Raw genomic sequence first — 19,492 nt, forward strand, 5'->3', positions numbered from 1 at the left:
GCCCGAACGTGTACGAGATGCGTCCGGACGCGATGCTGCCGCCGGTGCCGAGGAAGCCCTCCACCTCGGCCTCGGCCTGCTCCAGCACGGTCGCGTAGTCGCCGTACATGACGCCGACGAACACACCCGTCCGGGATCCGCGCAGCGACCGCGGATCCATCCCGGCGCCCTCGAACGCCTCCCACGACGTCTCGAGCAGCAGCCGGTGCTGCGGATCCATGGCGAGCGCCTCACGCGGTGAGACGCCGAACAGCGCCGGGTCGAAGCCACCCGCGTCGTCGAGGAAGCCACCGGCCCGCGCGTACGTGGTCCCGACGTGATCGGGGTCCGGGTGGAACAGGTTCTCCAGGTCCCAGCCGCGGTCGCGGGGGAACGGGCCGACCGCGTCGCGTCCGCCGGCGACGAGGTCCCACAGCTCGTCGGGGCCGGTCACCCCGCCGGGATAGCGGCAGGCCATGGCGACGATGGCGATCGGCTCGTCCACCCGGGTGGCGGTGACCGGCGCGGCCGTGCTCGGGACCGCGCCGTCGAGGTGCTCGGCGACGTGCTGGGCCAGAACGGTCGCGTTCGGGTAGTCGAAGACCAGCGTGGACGGCAGCCGCAGCCCGGTCGCGGTGGTGATCCGGTTGCGCAGCTCGACGGCGGTCAGCGAGTCGAAGCCGAGTTCGCTGAACGCCCGGGCCGGGTCGACGTCGTCCGCGCGGGCGTAGCCGAGCACGTCGGCCACCTGCGTGCGCACCAGGCCGAGGACCGCCGTGGCGCGCTGCTCGGCGGGCAGTCCGGCCAGGCTGCGGCCCAGCGTGGTGCCGGCCTGAGCGCGTACCGGGCCGCGGACCAGCCCGCGCAGCAGCGCCGGCGCCCCGGTCGCCGCACGCAGCGCCGCGGTGTCCACGGCGAGCGGCACGACCAGCGACGTACCGGCACCGAGTGCGGCGTCGAAGGCGGCCAGGCCCTGCTCGACGGTGAGCGGCAGGACACCGCCGCGCCGCATCCGCTCGCGGTCGGTTTCGGTCAGGGTCTCCCCCATGCCGGCATCCCACAGGCCCCAGGCGATCGAGGTCGCCGGGATGCCCTGGCCGCGTAACTGCGCCGCGTAGGCGTCGAGGAACGCGTTGGCCGCCGCGTAGTTCGCCTGGCCCGCGTTGCCGAACACGCCGGCCGCCGACGAGTAGAACACCACCGCGGCCAGGTCGCTCGTCGCCGCGACGAGGTTGCGGACCGCGTCCACCTTGGCCCGGAAGACCGTCGCCAGCCGCTCCGGCGTGAGCGAGGTGAGGGTCCCGTCGTCGAGCACCCCGGCCGCGTGCACGATCGCCGAGATGCGTTTCCCCGCCAGCGCCGACGCCACCGCTCCGGCATCGCCGAGATCGCAGGCGATCCCCAGCACCGAAGCGCCGTCGATCCGGGTCGGCGGAGCCGACCGCGACATCAGAATCAGCTCCCGTACGCCGTGAGCCCGAACCAGATGCTCCGCGACGAGCCTGCCGAGCGTGCCGGTCGCCCCGGTCACCACGACGGCACCGTCGCCGAGGTCCGGCGTGTCGCTCGCGGTGACCCGGGTCAGGCGCGGTGCGAGGACCTCGCCGTCCCGGATCAGCGCCTGCGGCACCGGATAGAACACGTCGTCCGGCCCGTCCAGCAGGTGGATCCGGTCCGGGTGCTCCGACTGCGCGCTGCGGACCAGGCCCCACAGCGCCCCGCCGTCCGGATCGGTCACGTCGTCACCGACCGCACCGGACGTCCGCACGACCAGCCGCGACTGCGCCCAGGCGGGGTCGGCCAGCCACGCCTGCAGCAGGCCGAGCAGCACGGCCGAGCGAGTGAGCGCGTCACCGGGCGCCGTCGCGTCGACCAGCAGGACCGGCGCGGGTCCCGGCAGCGGCGAGCCGAGCGTCAGCACGACCGGCGTCTCACCAGGGGTCACCTGCTGCGGGATCCACTCGACGCCGTACAGGTTCCGGTCCCGCGTGACCGCGGCCGGCCGTAGCCGGAGCGCGTCGACCTCGACCAGCGGCAGGCCCGCCGCGTCGGCCAGCAGCAGCCGCAACGCGTCGGCGCCGTCCGCGCGGGTGAGCCGGACCCGCAGCTCCCCCGCGGCCACGCCGCTGACCCGGACACCGGTGAAGGCGAACGGCAGGCGCACCTCGTCGCCGGGCAGCAGGTCACCGGCGCCGATGGCGTGCAGGGCGGCGTCGAACAGCGCCGGGTGCACCCCGAAGCCGTCGGTGGCCAGGTCGGCGGCGACGTCCGCGTAGACCGTGCCGCCGGCTCGCCACACCCGGCGCAGGCCGCGGAACACCCCGCCGTAGGCGAGCCCCGCTTCGGCGAGGCTCTCGTACAGCCCGTCGATCGGGATCTCGTCCGCGTCCGCCGGGGGCCAGGTGACCAGGCTCAGGTCGGGCGCCGCCGGCGTGGGCGATGCGAGGGTGCCGGCCGCGTGCGTGGTCCACTCCTCGTCGGCGTCCTCGGGCTGGCCGTAGACGGTCACCGTCCGCCGGTTCGCGTCGTCGGCCGCCCCCACGCGCACCTGGATCCGGACGCCGGTGTGCGGCGGGATGACCAGCGGCTCGCGCAGGATCAGCTCCTCGACCCCGTCGACGCCGGTCCGGCGGCCGGCCGCCAGGACCAGGTCGAGCAGCGCGGTGCCGGGGACGAGGACCGCGCCGTGCACCCGGTGGTCGGTGAGCCAGCCCGGCGATCCGGCGGCGAGGCGCCCGGTGAGCAGCGCGCCGTCGCCGTCGGCGAGCAGGGTGGCCGCGCCGAGCAGTGGGTGGTCGGTGGCGAGCAGGCCGGCGGTGGTGACGTCACCGGTGTCGGCCAGGGTGTCCAGCCAGTAACGCTGGTGGGCGAAGGGGTAGGTCGGCACGTCCGCCCGGCGGGCGCCGGTGCCCTCGAACAGCGCGGTCCACCGGACGTCCTGACCGCGCACGAACAGTTCCGCCACCGCGGTCAGCAGCGTCTCGACCTCGGACCGGTCGCGGCGCATCGCGGCTACGGCGACGATGTCCGCCTCACGAGCGAGCGTGGCCAGCACGGTGTCCGGCCCCAGCTCCAGCACCCGGTCGGCGTCCAGGGTCGCGATGGTGTCGCCGAACCGGACCGTGTCACGCACGTGGGCGACCCAGTACTCGGCGTTGGGGATGGTCGCGATGGCCGCCCGGAAGTCGTCGAGCATCGGGTCCATCAGCCGCGAGTGGAACGCGTGACTGGTCCGCAGCCGCCTCGTCTTCCACCCATGCGCCTCCACCGGCGCAACGTCGCCTTCCCGACCGGCAACCACCACCGAACGCGGACCGTTGACCGCCGCCAGATCCACATCCGGGAATGCGATCCGCACCTCGGCCTCGGACGCCTGCACCGCCAGCATCACCCCACCAGTGGGCAACGCCTGCATCAACCGCGCCCGCGCCGACACCAACGCCGCCGCCTCCACCAGCGACAGGTCACCCCTCGCGTAGGCCGCGGTGATCTCCCCGACGGAGTGACCGGCGAACACGTCAGCGGTGATCCCCCAGGACCGGACCAGCGCCAGCAGCGCCACCTCGAGGGCGAAGATCGACGGCTGCGCCCATCCCGTCTGATCCGCATCCAGATCCGGGATCTCCAGCAACGCCGACACCTCGTCGAACGCCTTCGCGAACACCGGGAAGGTCGCGTACAACTCGCGGCCCATGTCCGCGCGCTGCGAACCCTGACCGGTGAACACGATCGCGAGCCGGCCTTCGGAGGCGACACCGGTCACCTCGGTGTCGCCGAGCAGCACCGCACGCCGCTCCAGCACCGCACGGGAGGTCAGCGTCAGGCCGACGTCCAGCTTCGGGGCGGTCAACGCCCGTACGCGGGCAATGTGATCTTGAAGGGAAACGGCGGACTTGGCCGTGATGACCAGCGGGACCACCGGCAGGGTGGCCGGGGCCGGCGCGGGCGTCTGATCAGGAACGGCCGGGGGCTGCTCCAGGATGACGTGCGCGTTGGTGCCGCTGATGCCGAACGAGGAGACCGCCGCACGCCGCGGCCGGTCCGCCGAGGGCCAGTCACGGGCCGCGGTCAGCAGCTCGACGTTGCCGGCCGACCAGTCGACCTGCGGGGTCGGCGCGTCCACGTGCAGCGTCGCCGGGAGCACGCCGTGCCGCATGGCCTCGACCATCTTGATCACACCGGCGACACCGGCGGCCGCCTGGGTGTGACCGAGATTGGACTTCACCGAGCCGAGATAGAGCGGGGTCGTGCGCCCCTGGCCGTACGTGGCGAGCAGCGCCTGCGCCTCGATCGGGTCACCCAGGCGGGTGCCGGTGCCGTGCGCCTCGACCGCGTCCACGTCCGCCGGCGACAGTCCGCCGGCCGCCAGTGCCGCCCGGATCACCCGCTGCTGCGACGGCCCGTTCGGCGCGGTCAGGCCACTGGACGCGCCGTCCTGGTTGACCGCCGAGCTGCGCACCACCGCGAGGATCGGGTGCCCGTTGCGCTGCGCGTCGGAGAGGCGTTCGAGCAGCAGCATGCCGACGCCCTCACCCCAGCCGGTGCCGTCGGCGGCCGCCGCGAACGACTTGCACCGGCCGTCCCGGGCGAGCCCGCCCTGCCGGCTGAACTCGACGAACGTGGTCGGGGTGGCCATCACCGTCACGCCGCCGGCCAGCGCCAGGTCGCACTCGCCGTTGCGCAGCGCCTGCCCGGCCAGGTGGATGGCGACCAGCGACGACGAGCACGCCGTGTCGACGGTCACGGCCGGGCCCTCCAGCCCGAACGTGTAGGCGATGCGCCCGGACGCGACGCTGCCGGAGTTGCCGTTGCCGAGGTAGCCGGCCACCCCGTCGGGCAGGTCCAGCGGACGTGAGCCGTAGTCGTGGTACATCACGCCGGCGAAGACGCCGGTGCGCCGGAACGGCACCGCGCTCGGGTCGATGCCGGCCCGCTCGAACGCCTCCCACGTGGTCTCCAGCAGCAGCCGCTGCTGCGGGTCCATCGCGAGCGCCTCGCGCGGCGAGATGCCGAACAGGTCCGGGTCGAAGCCGGCCGCGTCCGGCAGGAAGCCACCTTCGAGGCGCGCGCCGCGGTCGACCTCGCCGGACTCGTGGTCGTAGAGTCCCTCGATCTCCCAGCCACGGTCGCCGGGCGGGTCACCGATGGCGTCGGCGCCCGCGGCGACCAGTCGCCACAGGTCCTCCGGGCCGGCGATCCCGCCGGGGTACCGGCAGCTCATCGCGATGATCGCCAGGGGTTCGCTGCTGCGCGACTCCAACTCGTCGATCCGGCGGCGGGCCGCCCGCAGGTCGGTGGTGGCCCGCTTGAGGTAGGCGAGGTACTTCTCCTCAGCGCCGGCGGCGTCAGGGGCGGAGGTCATGGCGGGACCGCTTTCGGTTCGTCGAGGGCTGACGAGAGAGTGCCGGGGACCGGCTCACGGGGTGCCGAGCTCGTCGAGGAGGTCGAAGATCTCGTCGGCGGTGGCCGACTGCAGGTCGTCCTCGCCGCCGGTGGCGGATGCGGGCGCGGCCCAGCTCGCGGCGAGCGCGCGCAGCCGCGAGCCGACCTCGGCCCGCTGCGCCTCGTCCAGCGCGGCGGCCCGCAGACGGTCCTCCAGGGCGGCCAGCTCGGCCAGGACGGCGTCGGCGGGCCGCTCCGGGCGCAGCAGCTCGGCCAGGTGCCGGGCCAGCGCGACCGGAGAGGGGTGGTCGAACAGCAGGGTTGCGGTCAGGCGCAGCCCGATCTCGGCGGTGAGCCGGTTGCGCAGCTCGACCGCGGTGAGCGAGTCGAAGCCGAGCTCCAGGAAGCCACGGGCCGGCTCGACGTCCTTGGGCGAGGCGTACCCGAGCACGCCGGCGGTCCGCGCCCGGATCAGTTCGCGCAGCGCCTTCTCCCGGTCGGCGTCGTCGAGCTGAGCCAGCTCCTCGGCCAGGCGCGGGGCGGCCGGTGCGGCCTCACCGGCCCGGCGCGGCGCGGGGACCAGCCCACGCAGCAGCTCGGGCACCTCGCCGCCGGCGCGGACCGCGGCCAGGTCCAGCACGATCGGCGCCACCAGCGAGCGTCCGGAGCGGATCGCCGCGTCGAAGCCGGCGAGGCCATCGGCGGCGCTCAGCGCGCCGAACCCGCCGCGGGCCAGTCGTGCCCGGTCGACGCCCTCACCCATGCCGGCCGCCCACAGGCCCCACGCGACGGAGGTCGCCGGGATGCCCTGGCCGCGCAGGTGGGCGGCGCAGGCGTCGAGGAACGTGTTGGCGGCGCTGTAGTTGGCCTGGCCGGCGTTGCCGAACAGTCCGGAGGCGGAGGAGAACAGGACCAGTGCCGACAGGCCGGAGGTGGCCGCGACCAGGTTGCGGACCGCGTCGACCTTGGCGGCGAACACCGTCGCCAGCCGCTCCGGCGTCATCGATTCCAGGGTGCCGTCGTCGAGCACCCCGGCCGCGTGCACCACCGCCGTGACCCGCTCGCCCGCCAGTGCCGCACGCACCGCAGCGGCGTCCGCGAGGTCACAGGCGACCGATCGGACCTCGGCACCCTCGATGGTCATCGGCTTCGCCGACCGGGAGATCAGAATCAGCCGGCGTACGCCGTGAGCCCGCACCAGGTGCTCGGCCACGAGCCCGCCGAGCGTGCCGGTGGCGCCGGTGACGACCACGGCACCGTCCCCGAAGTCGACGGGACGGTCCTGCTCCCGCACCCGGGCCAGCCTCGGCACCCGCACCACCCCGTCGCGCACGAGCGCCTGGGGCACCGGGAGGAACGTGTCGTCCGGGCCGTCGACGAGGTGGATCCGGCCGGGGTTCTCCGACTGCGCCGTGCGCACGAGGCCCCACAGCGCCCCGCCGTCGGGGTCGGTCACGTCGTCGCCGGCGGCGCCGGAGGTCCGGACGACCAACCGGGACTGCGCCCAGGCCGGGTCGGCGAGCCACTCCTGCAACGTCGTCAGCAGCCGCGCGGCCCGCTCCAGCGCGTCGCCGGGCTTACCCGCGTCGATCAGCAGCACCGGCGCGGGCGCCGGCAGCGGCTCGCCGAGCGGGATCACCACCGGTTTCTCGCCCGGCGTGACCGGCTGCGGCACCCAGTCCACCCCGTACAACGACCGGAAGCCGGAACCCGCCTGCACCTGGTCCTCGGTCACCGGCCGGAACGCCAGCTCGTCGATGGTCAGCACCGGCGCGCCCGTGGTGTCCAGGGCGATCACCCGGACCGAGCTGTCCCCGGTCCGGGTCAGGTGCACCCGCAGCGCGGTCGCGCCGACGGCGTGCAGGCGGGCGCCGTTGACGGCGAACGGCAGTCGCACGGTCCCGTCGAACAGGCCGGCCGCGCCGATGGCGTGCAGGGCCGCGTCGAGCAGGGCCGGGTGCAACCCGTAACCGCCGGTGTCGAGGTCGTCCCGGCGGACGTCGGCGACCACCGAGGAGCCGTCGCTCACCACGCCGGTGAGGCCCTGGAAGGCCGGTCCGTAGCGCAGCCCCGCGTCGGCGAGCCGCGGGTAGAGCCCGTCCAGCTCGATCGGCGCGCCGGTGACCTCCGGGACCACGACCGGTTCCGGTGCTGTGTAGGACAGGGTGCCGGTCGCGTGGGTCGTCCAGCCGTCACCCTCGTCGGGTTGCGAGTAGATGGTCACCGCGCGCCGCCCGTCGGCGCCCGGCTCGCCGACCGTCACCCGGACGGTGGCCGGCACGACCAGCGGCGCCTGCAGCAGCAGCTCGTCGAGGACCGGCGTGCCCGCGCGTTCCCCGGCGGCCAGCGCGATGTCGGCCAGCGCGGCGCCCGGCACGATCACGGTGCCGAAGACGGTGTGGTCGGCCAGCCAGCCCGGTGTTCCGGCGGTGAGCCGGCCGGTGAACAGGCGGGTGTCACCGGCCGGAAGGGTGATCTCCGCGCCGAGCAGCGGGTGGCCGGCCTCGCGCAGTCCGGCGCCGCTGAGGTCACCGGCGGTGTCGATGACGTCGATCCAGAGCCGCTGCCGCTGGAACGGGTAGGTCGGCAGGTCCAGCACGGGCGCGGGACCGGTGCCGAAGGTGGCCGCCCAGTCCACGTCCTGCCCGGCGGCGAAGAGTTGCGCCACCGCGGTGAGCAGCGTCGTCACCTCGCCACGGCCGCGGCGCAGGGTGGCCGCGGCGGTCAGCTCGGGGCGGGCGTCCTGGATCATGGCGGTGAGCACGGCGTCCGGGCCGATCTCCAGGACCCGTGCCGTGTCGAGGCCGGCGACCGTGTCGGCGAAGCGGACGGTGTCGCGCACGTGCGTCACCCAGTACTCCGGGTCGGCCCACTGGGCGTTTCCGGTCAGCCTGGGCGCCCGGAAGCTCAGCGTGCGCACCACCGCCCGGAACTCGTCGAGCATCGGGTCCATGAGCCGGGAGTGGAACGCGTGACTGGTCCGCAGCCGCGTCGTCGTCCAGCCGTGACGCTCGACCGGTGCGATGCCGGCCTCGAGACCCGCGACCACCACCGCGGCCGGGCCGTTGACCGCCGCGAGATCCACGTCGGGGAACGCCGCGCGCACGTCCTTCTCGGAGGCCTGCACCGCCAGCATCACGCCGCCGGCCGGCAGCGCCTGCATCAGCCGCGCCCGGGCCGAGACCAGCGTCGCGGCGTCCTCGAGGGAGAAGACGCCGGCCGCGTACGCCGCCACGATCTCCCCGATGGAGTGCCCGGCCACGACGTCGGGCGTGATCCGCCACGACCGCAGCAGCGCGAGCAGCGCCACCTCGACCGCGAAGATCGCCGGTTGTGCCCAGCCGGTCTGCTCGGGTGCCAGGTCCGGGATCTCCAGCAGCGCCGTGACCTGGTCGAACGCCCGCGCGTAGACCGGGAACGCCGCGTACAGCTCCCGTCCCATGCCGGCGCGCTGCGCGCCCTGCCCGGTGAACACCATCGCCAGGCGGCCCTCGGCGGCGCGGCCCGTTGCGACCGGCTCGTGGTCGCCGCTGAGCAGCACCGCGCGGTGCGGCAGCACGGCCCGGCTGGTCAGCGCGTGCCCGACCGCGGCCGGATCTCCGTGCGCGCCGCGCACCCGGGCCAGCTGGGCGGCCAGCGCGGCCGGGTCGTTGGCGGTCACCACCAGCGGCACCACCCGGTCGACCGGCGGGACCGGGGCGGCCGGCGCCGGCGGCTCCTCGAGGATCACGTGCGCGTTGGTGCCGCTGATCCCGAACGAGGAGACGCCGGCTCGCCGCGGCCTCGGGCCGGCCGGCCAGGGCTGTGCGCCGGTGAGCAGCTCGACGTTGCCGGCCGCCCAGTCGACCTGCGGGGTGGGCTCCTCCACGTGCAGGGTGGGCGGCAGAACGCCGTACCGCATGGCCTGGATCATCTTGATGATGCCGGCGGCGCCGGCCGCGGCCTGGGTGTGGCCGATGTTCGACTTGATCGAGCCGAGCCACAGCGGCTGCTCGCGATCCTGCCCGTACGTAGCGAGCAACGCCTGCGCCTCGATCGGGTCACCGAGGGTGGTGCCGGTGCCGTGCGCCTCGACGGCGTCGACGTCACCGGGCGCGAGGCCGGCGTTGGCCAGCGCCTGCCGGATCACGCGCTGCTGGGCGGGCCCGTTCGGGGCGGTGAGCCCGTTGGAGGCGCCGTCCTGGTTGACCGCGGTGCCGCGCACGATCGCGAGCACGCGGTGCCCGTGGCGTTCGGCGTCGGACAGGCGCTCCACCAGCAGCATGCCCACGCCCTCACCCCAGCCGGTGCCGTCGGCGGCGGCCGCGAACGACTTGCACCGGCCGTCGGCGGCCAGCCCGCGCTGCCGGCTGAACCCGGTGAACGTGTCCGGGGTGGCCATCACCGTGACGCCGCCGGCCAGCGCCAGGTCGCACTCGCCCGAGCGCAGCGCCTGCACCGCCAGGTGCAGCGAGACCAGCGACGACGAGCACGCCGTGTCGACGGTGACGGCCGGGCCCTCCAGACCGAACGTGTAGGCGATGCGCCCGGACGCGACGCTGCCCGAGTTGCCGGTGCCGAGGAAGCCCTCGACCTCCTCCGGCACGGCGGTGAGCCGGCCCAGGTAGTCGTGGTACATCAGGCCGACGAACACGCCGGTGCGCGAGCCGCGCAGCCCGAGCGGGTCGACGCCGGCGCGCTCCAGGGTCTCCCACGCGCTCTCCAGCAGCAGCCGCTGCTGCGGGTCCATGGCCATGCCCTCGCGCGGCGAGATCCCGAACAAGCCAGGGTCGAAGTCGGCCGCGTCGTAGAGGAAGCCGCCCTCCCGCGCGTACGAGGTCCCGGGATTGTCGGGATCCGGGTGATAGAGGTTCTCGACGTCCCATCCGCGGTCGCCGGGGAACGGCCCGATGCCGTCGCGGCCCTGGGCGACCAGCTCCCACAGCTCGTCCGGGCTGGTCACGCCACCGGGATAACGGCAGGCCATGCCGACGATGACGATCGGGTCGCCGGTGACCGCGGCGGTCACCGGGATGACCTCGGCCGGGGTGACCGCGGTGTCCGGGGCCAGCGCCGCCACGAGGTGCTCGGCGAGCGCGGTGGCGTTCGGGTAGTCGAAGATCAGCGTCGCCGGCAGCCGCAGCCCGGTCTCGCTCGCGAGCCGATTGCGCAGCTCGACCGCGGTCAGCGAGTCGAAGCCGAGTTCCCGGAACGCCCGCGCGGCCGGGATCGCGTCGGCCGACGGGTAGCCCAGGACGGCGGCGGCCGCGGCGCGCACGGTGGCGAGCGTGGCCGCGAGCCGTTCGGCCTCCTCCAAGCCGGCCAGGTCCAGGGTGAGGGAGGCAGCGGTGCCGCGCGGGGAGGCCGCCGCGCGCCGCCGCGTCACGGCCGGGACCAGGCCGGTCAGCAGCGGGTGCGGCTCGCCCGCGCGGCGCACCGCCGCCAGGTCCAGGCGCATCGGCACGGCGAGCGGATGCCCGGCGGCGACGGCCGCGTCGAACAGCGCCAGGCCGGCCTCGGCGTCCAGGGCCCCGAAACCGGCGGCAGCCATCCGCCGCCGATCCGTTTCGGTCAGGGTCGCGCCGAGGCCGGCGTCCCACAGACCCCAGGCGATCGAGGTCGCCGGGATGCCCTGCCCGCGCAGCCGCGCCGCGTAGGCGTCGAGGAACGCGTTCGCCGCCGCGTAGTTGCCCTGCCCGGCGTTGCCGAAGATCCCGGCCGCCGACGAGAACAGCACGAGCTGCTTCAAGCCGGCCGTTGCGGCGACCAGGTTGCGCACCGCGTCGACCTTGGCCCGGAACACCGTCGCCAGTCGTTCCGGGGTCAGCGATTCCAGGACGCCGTCGTCGATCACCCCGGCCGCGTGCACGACCGCGGAGACCTGCTCGCCCCGCAGCGCCTCGGCCACCGCCGCGGCATCACCGAGATCACAGGCGACCGCACGCACCTCAGCGCCCTCGATCGGCATCGGCTTCGCCGACCGGGAGATCAGGATCAGCCGGCGTACGCCGTGAGCCCGCACCAGATGCTCGGCCACCAGCCCGCCGAGCGTCCCGGTCGCCCCGGTCACCACCACGGCACCGTCACCGAAGTCCGCCGTCCCGCCGGACGTCATCCGGGCCAGCCGCGGCACCTCCACAGCACCGTCGCGCACCCGGGCCTGCGGCACCGGACAGAACACGTCGTCCGGCCCGTCCAGCAGGTGGATCCGGTCCGGGTGCTCCGACTGCGCGCTGCGCACGAGCCCCCACAGCGCGGCCGCGTCCGGGTCGTCGCCGAAGGTGCGCACCACCAGCCGTGACCGTGCCCAGGCCGGGTCGGCCAGCCACGCCTGCAGCAGGCCCAGCAGCGCGCCGGTGCGCTCGATCGCGGGTCCGGGGGCGCTCGCGTCGACCAGCAACACCGGCGCCACGGACGGCAGGTGCTCGCCGAGCCGGATGACGACCGGGGCGTCCGCCGCGGCGGCCACGTCCTGCGCGGTCCACGTGACCGTGAACAGGGAGCGGTCGACCTCGCCGGCTGCGCTGTCCTCCGCGGTGACCGCCCGGAACACCAGGCCCTGCACCGTCGCGACCGGCTCACCGGCGGCGTCGATCGCGTCGACCCGCACGCTCTCCCCGCTCACCCGCAGCCGGGCGCGCAGCAGTGTGGCGCCGTCGGCGTGCACGGTGACCCCGGTGAACGCGAACGGCAGCCGGGTCGCGCCCGGCCCGTCGTCCGCCACCGCGCTCAGGCCGTGCAGCACCGCGTCGAGCAGGGCCGGGTGGACCGCGAAACCGTCCGGGTCGGCGTCCAGCTCGGCCGCCACGTACAGGTCGTCGCCGTCCCGCCACGCCTCGCGCAGGCCCCGGAACGCGGGACCGTAGTCGTAACCGGAGGCGGCGAGCCGGTCGTACAGGTCCGCGGTGTCGATCCGCGACGCCCCGGCCGGTGGCCAGGCGAACGTCTCGGCCTGCGCGGCGGAGGTGCCGGCGACGCCGGTCGCGTGCACGGTCCACTGGTCACCGGCGCGGGAGTGCACGCCGATCGCCCGGCGGCCGTCCGCGTCCGGCTCACCGACGCTGACCTGCACGTCCACGTCGTCGCCGGTGAGCCGCAGCGGCTGCTGCAGCACCAGCTCCTCCACCGCCGGCGCGCCCGCCGACGCGGCGGCGGCCAGTGCCAGGTCGAGCAGGGCCGTGCCGGGCACCAGCACCGTGCCGAGGATCGTGTGATCGGCCAGCCACGGCTGCGTGCGCGCGCTGACCCGCCCGGTCAGCACCGAGCCTCCGGTGCCGGCCAGCGATACGGTCGCGGCCAGCAGCGGGTGGCCGGCGAGGCCAAGGCCCAGGCCGGCCGGGTCGAACTCGGCGCCCGTGCCGGGCCGCGGCCAGTAGCGCTCCCGCTGGAACGCGTAGGTGGGCAGGTCGGCGATCGGGGTGCCGGCGCCGCCGAGCACGGCGGGCCAGTCCACGTCGGTGCCGCGGGCGTGCAGCGCCGCGACGCCGGTGAGCAGCGTGGTCACCTCGTCGCGGTCGCGCCGCAGCGACGGCACCACCAGGGCGTCCGGGACGAGGGCGGCGGTCAGCGCGGTGAGCACGCCGTCCGGGCCGACCTCGAGGAACCGGTCGGCGCCCTGGGTGGTCAGCCCGGCGATCGTGTCGGTGAACCGCACGGTGTCGCGCACGTGCCCGACCCAGTACTCCGGGTCGGCCCACCGCGCGTCGGCGGTCAGCACCGGCGGGTGGAAGGTCAGCGTCCGCACCACCGCGCGGAACTCGTCGAGCATCGGATCCATCAGCCGGGAGTGGAACGCGTGACTGGTCCGCAGCCGGGTGGTCTTCCACCCGTGCGCCGCGACGGGAGCGATCTGCGCCTCGGGGCCGGAGACCACCACCGCGGACGGCCCGTTGACCGCGGCGATGTCGACCTCGGGGAAGGCCGCGCGCACGTCGCCGGGGGAAGCCTGCACCGCGAGCATCACGCCGCCGGCCGGCAGCGCCTGCATCAGCCGCGCCCGGGCGGTGACCAGCGTGACCGCGTCCTCCAGCGAGAGGACGCCGGCCGCGTACGCCGCGGCGATCTCCCCGATCGAGTGACCGGCCACCATGTCGGGCTCGAGGCCCCAGTGCCGCAGTAGCGCGAGCAGCGCCACCTCGATCGCGAAGATCGCCGGCTGGGCGTAACCGGTGGTGTCCAGCGCGTCCGGGTCGGCGAACACCACCAGGCGCAGCGGCTGGCCCAGCTGCGGATCGGCCAGCGCGCACACCTCGTCGAAGGCGCGGGCGAACACCGGGAACGCGGCGTACAGCTGCTCACCCATGGTGACCCGCTGGGCGCCCTGACCGGTGAACAGCAACGCGAGGCGTCCCTCGGCGACCTCGCCCCGGGCCGCGGTGTCCGCCCGCTTGAGCGCGCGCATCAGCGGGGCGCGGCCGGGCGCCAGGTAGACGGCGCGGTGGGTGAGCGCGGCCCGGCCGGCGAGGGTGCGGGCCACGTCGAGCGGGTTCGCGTCGGTGTGGGTGTCCAGCCAGTCGCGCAGCCGGGCGGTCTGGGCGCTCAGGCCGTCATCGGTGGCAGCCGACACCACGTACGGAAGGATCGGCAGGGTGGTCGGCGCCGCGGGCGTCTGCTCGGATGCCGGCGGCTCTTCCAGAATGACGTGCGCGTTGGTGCCGCTGACGCCGAAGGCCGAGATGCCGGCGCGGCGCCGGCGCTGTCCCGCGGGCCAGGCACGCGCCTGCGTGAGCAGCTCGACGCGGCCGACCGACCAGTCGACGTTGGGTGTGGGCGCGTCCACGTGCAGCGTGCGCGGCAGCAGGCCGTGCCGCATGGCGAGGATCATCTTGATGATCCCGGCCGCGCCGGCCGCGGACTGGGTGTGCCCGATGTTCGACTTGATCGAGCCCAGCCACAGCGGATCGGGCCGGTCCTGACCGTAGGTGGCCAGCAGCGCCTGTGCCTCGATGGGGTCGCCCAGCGTGGTGCCGGTGCCGTGCGCCTCGACCGCGTCCACGTCGGCGGCGCTCAGCCCCGCACCGGCGAGGGCGGCCCGGATGACCCGCTGCTGGGACGGCCCGTTCGGTGCGGTGAGCCCGTTGGAGGCGCCGTCGGAGTTGACCGCCGAGCCGGTGACCACGGCGAGCACCGGCCGCCCGGCGGCCCGGGCGGTGGAGAGCCGCTCGACCAGCAGCATGCCGGCGCCCTCGGCCCAGCCGGTGCCGTCGGCGGCCGCCGCGAACGCCTTGCAGCGCCCGTCGCCGGCCAGGCCCTTCTGCTTGGAGAACTCGGTGAACGTGCCGGGGGTGGCCATCACGGTGACCCCGCCGGCGAGCGCGAGCACGCACTCGCCGCGGCGCAGCGCCCCGGCCGCCAGGTGCAGCGCGACTAGCGCCGACGAGCAGGCGGTGTCGACGGTGACGGCCGGTCCCTCCAGGCCGAACGTGTAGGCGATGCGGCCGGAGGCGACGCTGCCGGCGCTGCCGATGCCCAGGTAGCCGCTGAGGTCGTCCGCGCTGTTCTCCAGCAGCGACGGGTAGCCCTGATAGGTGGTGCCGACGAAGACGCCGATCTGGTGGCCGCCGAGCTTGAGCGGGTCGAGACCGGCCCGCTCGAAGGTCTCCCACGCGATCTCCAGCAACAGCCGCTGCTGCGGGTCCATCGCGAGCGCCTCACGCGGGGAGATGCCGAACAGGGCCGGGTCGAAGCGGTCGGCGCCGTCGACGAAACCTCCGTTGAGCACGTACGACGTACCGGACTTCCCGTCGGCGTCGAACAGCCCGTCGAGGTCCCAGCCGCGGTCCTGCGGGAACGGCCCGACCGCGTCCACCTCACCGGCCACCAGGTCCCACAGCTGCTCGGGGGTGCTGACGCCGCCAGGGAACCGGCAGGCCATCGCGGTGAGCACGATCGGGTCGTCGTCGGTGGCCGCCGGCACGGTGACGACCTCGGCCGGGGCGTCCGCGCCGAAGACCCGCTCCTGCAGGTGGCGGGCGAGCTCCAGCGGTGTCGGGTAGTCGAAGGCGAGCGTCGGCGACAGGCGCAGGCCGGTCTCCGCGGCGAGGGCGTTGCGCAGGTCCACGGCGGTGAGCGAGTCGAAGCCGAGCTCGCGGAACGGCCGCTTGAGCGCTACCGCGTCGGCTGACGGGTACCCGAGCACCTTCGCGGCGTGGCCGCGGACCAGGTCGGCCAGGGCGCTCTCGCGCTGCCCGGCGGGCAGCGCGGCCAGCCGGGAACGCCAGCCGGTCTCGGCGACCGGCTCGTCGACGGCCAGGGCGGCGACCTCGGGCAGGTCCTCCAGCAGCGGGCGCCGGCGCGCCGCGGCGAACGTCTCGACGAACGACGGCCAGTCCACGTCGGCGACCGTGAGCACCGCGTCGGGGCCGGTCACGGCGTGCCGCAGCACCTCGACGGCCAACTCCGGGTCCAGCGCGGTGATGCCGCGGCGGCTCAGCCCGGCGCCGGTGTCGCCGGCGGCCATGCCCGCCCCGGCCCACGGCCCCCAGGCCAGCGCGGTGGCGGCCAGGCCGCGGGACCGGCGGTCGCGGGCCAGCGCGTCCAGTGCGGCGTTCGCGGCCGCGTAGGCCCCGCCCCAGCCGCTGCCCCAGGTGGCGGCGATCGACGAGAACAGCACGAACGCGTCCAGCGGGGTGTCGCCGAGCAGCTCGTCCAGGTGCCGGGCGCCGGCCGCCTTCCCGGCCAGCACGGCGTCCAGTGTGGCCGGGTCGAGGTCGGTCAGGGATGCGCTGTGCGCGATGCCGGCCGCGTGCACGACCGCGGTGAGCTCGCCGGGCACGGCCGCCAGAAGCGCGGCGACCTGGTCACGGTCGGCGAGATCGGCGGCGATGACGGTGACTTCGGCGCCGGCCGCACGGATCCGCTCGGTCAGCTCGGCGACGCCGGGCGCGTCCGGGCCGCGACGGCTGGTGAGCACCAGGTGGGTGGCGCCGTTGGCGGCGGCCCACCACGCAACCCGGCTGCCGAGGGCGCCGGTGCCGCCGGTGACCAGGACGGTGCCGCGCGGTTGCCAGCCGCCGCCGGTGGCGGGCGGGGCGTGTTCGAGGCGGCGCACGTGGATGCCGGACGGGCGCAGGGCGATCTGGTCCTCGGCGTCCAGGCCACCGGCGAGGATCGTGACGAGCCGATCGCCGGTGCGCTCGTCGAGCGTCGCCGGGAGCTCGATCAGGCCGCCCCAGCGGTCCGGGAACTCCAGGCCGGCCACGCGGCCCAGTCCCCAGATCTCGTCGCCGCTGCCGTGGGTGAGGATCCACAGCGGGCCGATGCCGGCCTGCGCGACGGCGAGGGTCTCGGCCGGCGAGCCGGGCAGCGCCAGCACCCCGGCGACGTCACCGTGCCCCTCGAGGTCCGCGGCCGAGCCGGCCGTGACCACGGTGGCGCCGGCGCGGATCAGCGGCTCGGCGACGGTGGCGGTGGTGTCCCCGATCAGCAGCCAGGTGCCGGTGAGCGCTCGGGTGGTCGGGTCGGGTACCGGCTTCCACGTCTCGCGGTAGCGCCAGCCGTCGACACCTTTGCGGCGCCGCCACGAGGCGAGGGCCGGGACCAGCGCGCCCAGCGTCTCCCGGTACGCCTCGGCGTCGATCCGCAGCTCGCGCGCGACCAGGCTGAGGTCGGCGGAGTCGATCGCGGCCCAGAACTCGGTGTCCTCGGCAGCGGTCGCCTCGCGCGGGCCGGGGCGCAGCCAGTAGCGCCGGCGGTCGAAGGGGTAGGTGGGCAGCTCGGCGGGGTCCCCCACCGGCTCGCCGAGCAGCTCCGGCCAGCGCACGTCCTGGCCGTGCGCGAACAGCTCGGCGACGGCGGTGAGCAGGGTCTCCACCTCGGACCGGCCGCGGCGCATGGCGGCCACGGCGAAGACGTCGGCCTCGCGGGCCAGGGTCGCCAGCACGGTGTCCGGGCCCAGCTCCAGCACCCGGTCCGCGTCGAGCGCAGCGATCGTGTCGCCGAACCGGACCGTGTCACGCACGTGGGCGACCCAGTACTCGGCGTTGGGGATCGTCGCGATGGCGGCGCGGAACTCGTCGAGCATCGGGTCCATCAACCGGGAGTGGAAGGCGTGACTGGTCCGCAGCCGCGTCGTCTTCCAGCCATGCGCCTCGACCGGCGAGATCTCCGCTTCCGGTCCGGCGACGACCACCGAGCGCGGGCCGTTGACCGCCGCCAGGTCGACATCCGGGAACGCGGCACGCACCTCGGCCTCGGAGGCCTGCACCGCCACCATCACGCCACCGGCCGGCAGCGCCTGCATCAACCGCGCCCGCGCCGAGATCAGCGTCGCCGCCTCCGGCAGCGACAGGTCACCCCGGGCGTAGGCCGCGGTGATCTCCCCGATCGAGTGGCCGGCGAAGACGTCCGCACTGATCCCCCACGACCGGACCAGCGCGAGCAGCGCCACCTCGAGGGCGAAGATCGACGGCTGCGCCCAGCCGGTCTGATCCGGGTCGAGGCCGGGAATCTCCAGCAGCGCCGCGACCTCGTCGAAGGCCCTCGCGAACACCGGGAACGCCTGGTACAGCTCGCGGCCCATCTCCGCGCGCTGCGAACCCTGACCGGTGAAGACGATCGCCAGGCGGCCGTCGGTGGCGGTGCCGCGGACGGTCGTGTCGCCCAGCAGGACGGCGCGATGCTCGTGCACGGGCCGGGCGGCCAGGGTCGCGGCGGCGGGCGCGGGCAGACGCCGTACCGCGGTGATGTGGGCTTCCAGCGATGCGGCGGACTTCGCCGTGACGACGATCGGGACCACCGGAAGGCCTGCGACCGGGACCGATTCTGATCGCTCCGCCGGCTCCGGGGCCTGCTCCAGGATCACGTGCGCGTTGGTGCCACTGATGCCGAACGAGGAGACCGCCGCCCGCCGCGGCCGGTCCACCGGCGGCCAGTCCCGCGCCGACGTGAGCAGCTCCACCGCTCCGGAAGCCCAGTCCACCTGTGGGGTCGGCTCGTCGACGTGCAGCGTCTTGGGTAGGTGGGCGTGCCGCAGCGCGAGGATCGTCTTGATGACGCCGCCGACGCCGGCCGCGGCCTGGGCGTGCCCGACGTTGGACTTGAACGATCCGAGCAGCAGCGGCTGCGACCGGTCCTGCCCATAGGTGGCCAGCAGCGCCTGTGCCTCGATCGGGTCACCCAGCCGGGTGCCGGTGCCGTGTGCCTCGACCGCGTCCACGTCGGCCGGCGACAGGCCGGCGGCAGCGAGCGCCTGCAGGATGACCCGCTGCTGGGCGCCGCCGTTGGGCGCGGTCAGCCCGTTGGACGCGCCGTCGGAGTTGACCGCCGAGCCGCGCAGCACTGCCAGGATCGGGTGGCCGAGCCGCTGCGCGTCGGAGAGCCGCTCCACCAGCAGCAGGCCGACGCCCTCGGACCAGCCGGTGCCGTCCGCCGCGGCCGCGAACGACTTGCACCGGCCGTCCGGGGCCAGGCCGCCCTGCTTGGTGAACTCGCCGAACGAGTCGGGCGTGGACATCACCGCGACGCCGCCGGTGAGCGCGATCGAGCACTCCCGGTTGCGCAGGGCGCGGGCCGCCAGGTGCAGCGCGACCAGCGACGACGAGCAGGCCGTGTCGACGGTGACGGCCGGGCCCTCCAGGCCGAACGTGTAGGCCAGGCGGCCGGAGAGGACCGCCGGGGCGGTTCCGGTGAGCAGGTGCCCGAGGACCCCGTCGGGAAGGTCTTCGACGTAGGAGCTGTAGCCCATGTAGCTGCCGCCGACGAACACGCCGGCCTGGGTGCCGCGCAGGCCGGCCGGGTCGATGCCGCCGCGTTCGAAGGCCTCCCACGCGACCTCGAGCAGCACGCGTTGCTGCGGGTCCATGGCCAGCGCCTCGCGCGGGCTGATCCCGAAGAACGCCGGGTCGAAGTCACCGGCGTCGTGCAGGAAGCCGCCGCGCCCGTCGAGCTCCGGCGCCCCCGGCTCCCACCAGGTGTCCCAGCCCCGGTCGGCGGGGAACGCCGAGATGGCGTCACCGCCCTCGGTCACCAGCCGCCACAGGTCCTCGGGGGACGCCACCCCGCCGGGGAACCGGCAGGCCATCGCGACGATCGCGATCGGTTCCTGCTCCGCGGATTCCAGGTCGGCGAGCCGCTGGCGGGTCTGGGCCAAATCCGCGGTCACCCATTTGAGGTAGTCGCGGAGGGTTTCCTCGGTCGCCATTCAGTTCCACCT

General features: G+C 75.1%; 2 protein-coding genes. Both read right to left on the reverse strand.

Annotation, left to right across the window (positions count from 1 at the left end; translation table 11 throughout):
• On the reverse strand, positions 1-5,341 hold a 5,341-nt coding region (locus Acy02nite_RS43190; protein ID WP_203755192.1), incomplete at its 3' end, for a type I polyketide synthase.
• Positions 5,342-5,395: 54 nt separating this feature from the next.
• Complete coding sequence (locus Acy02nite_RS46990) at positions 5,396-19,441, reverse strand: SDR family NAD(P)-dependent oxidoreductase (RefSeq protein ID WP_438820877.1); 14,046 nt, start codon at positions 19,439-19,441, stop codon at positions 5,396-5,398.
• Positions 19,442-19,492 lie beyond the last annotated feature (51 nt).

This window comes from Actinoplanes cyaneus, from assembly GCF_016862095.1.
GTDB lineage: Bacteria > Actinomycetota > Actinomycetes > Mycobacteriales > Micromonosporaceae > Actinoplanes > Actinoplanes cyaneus.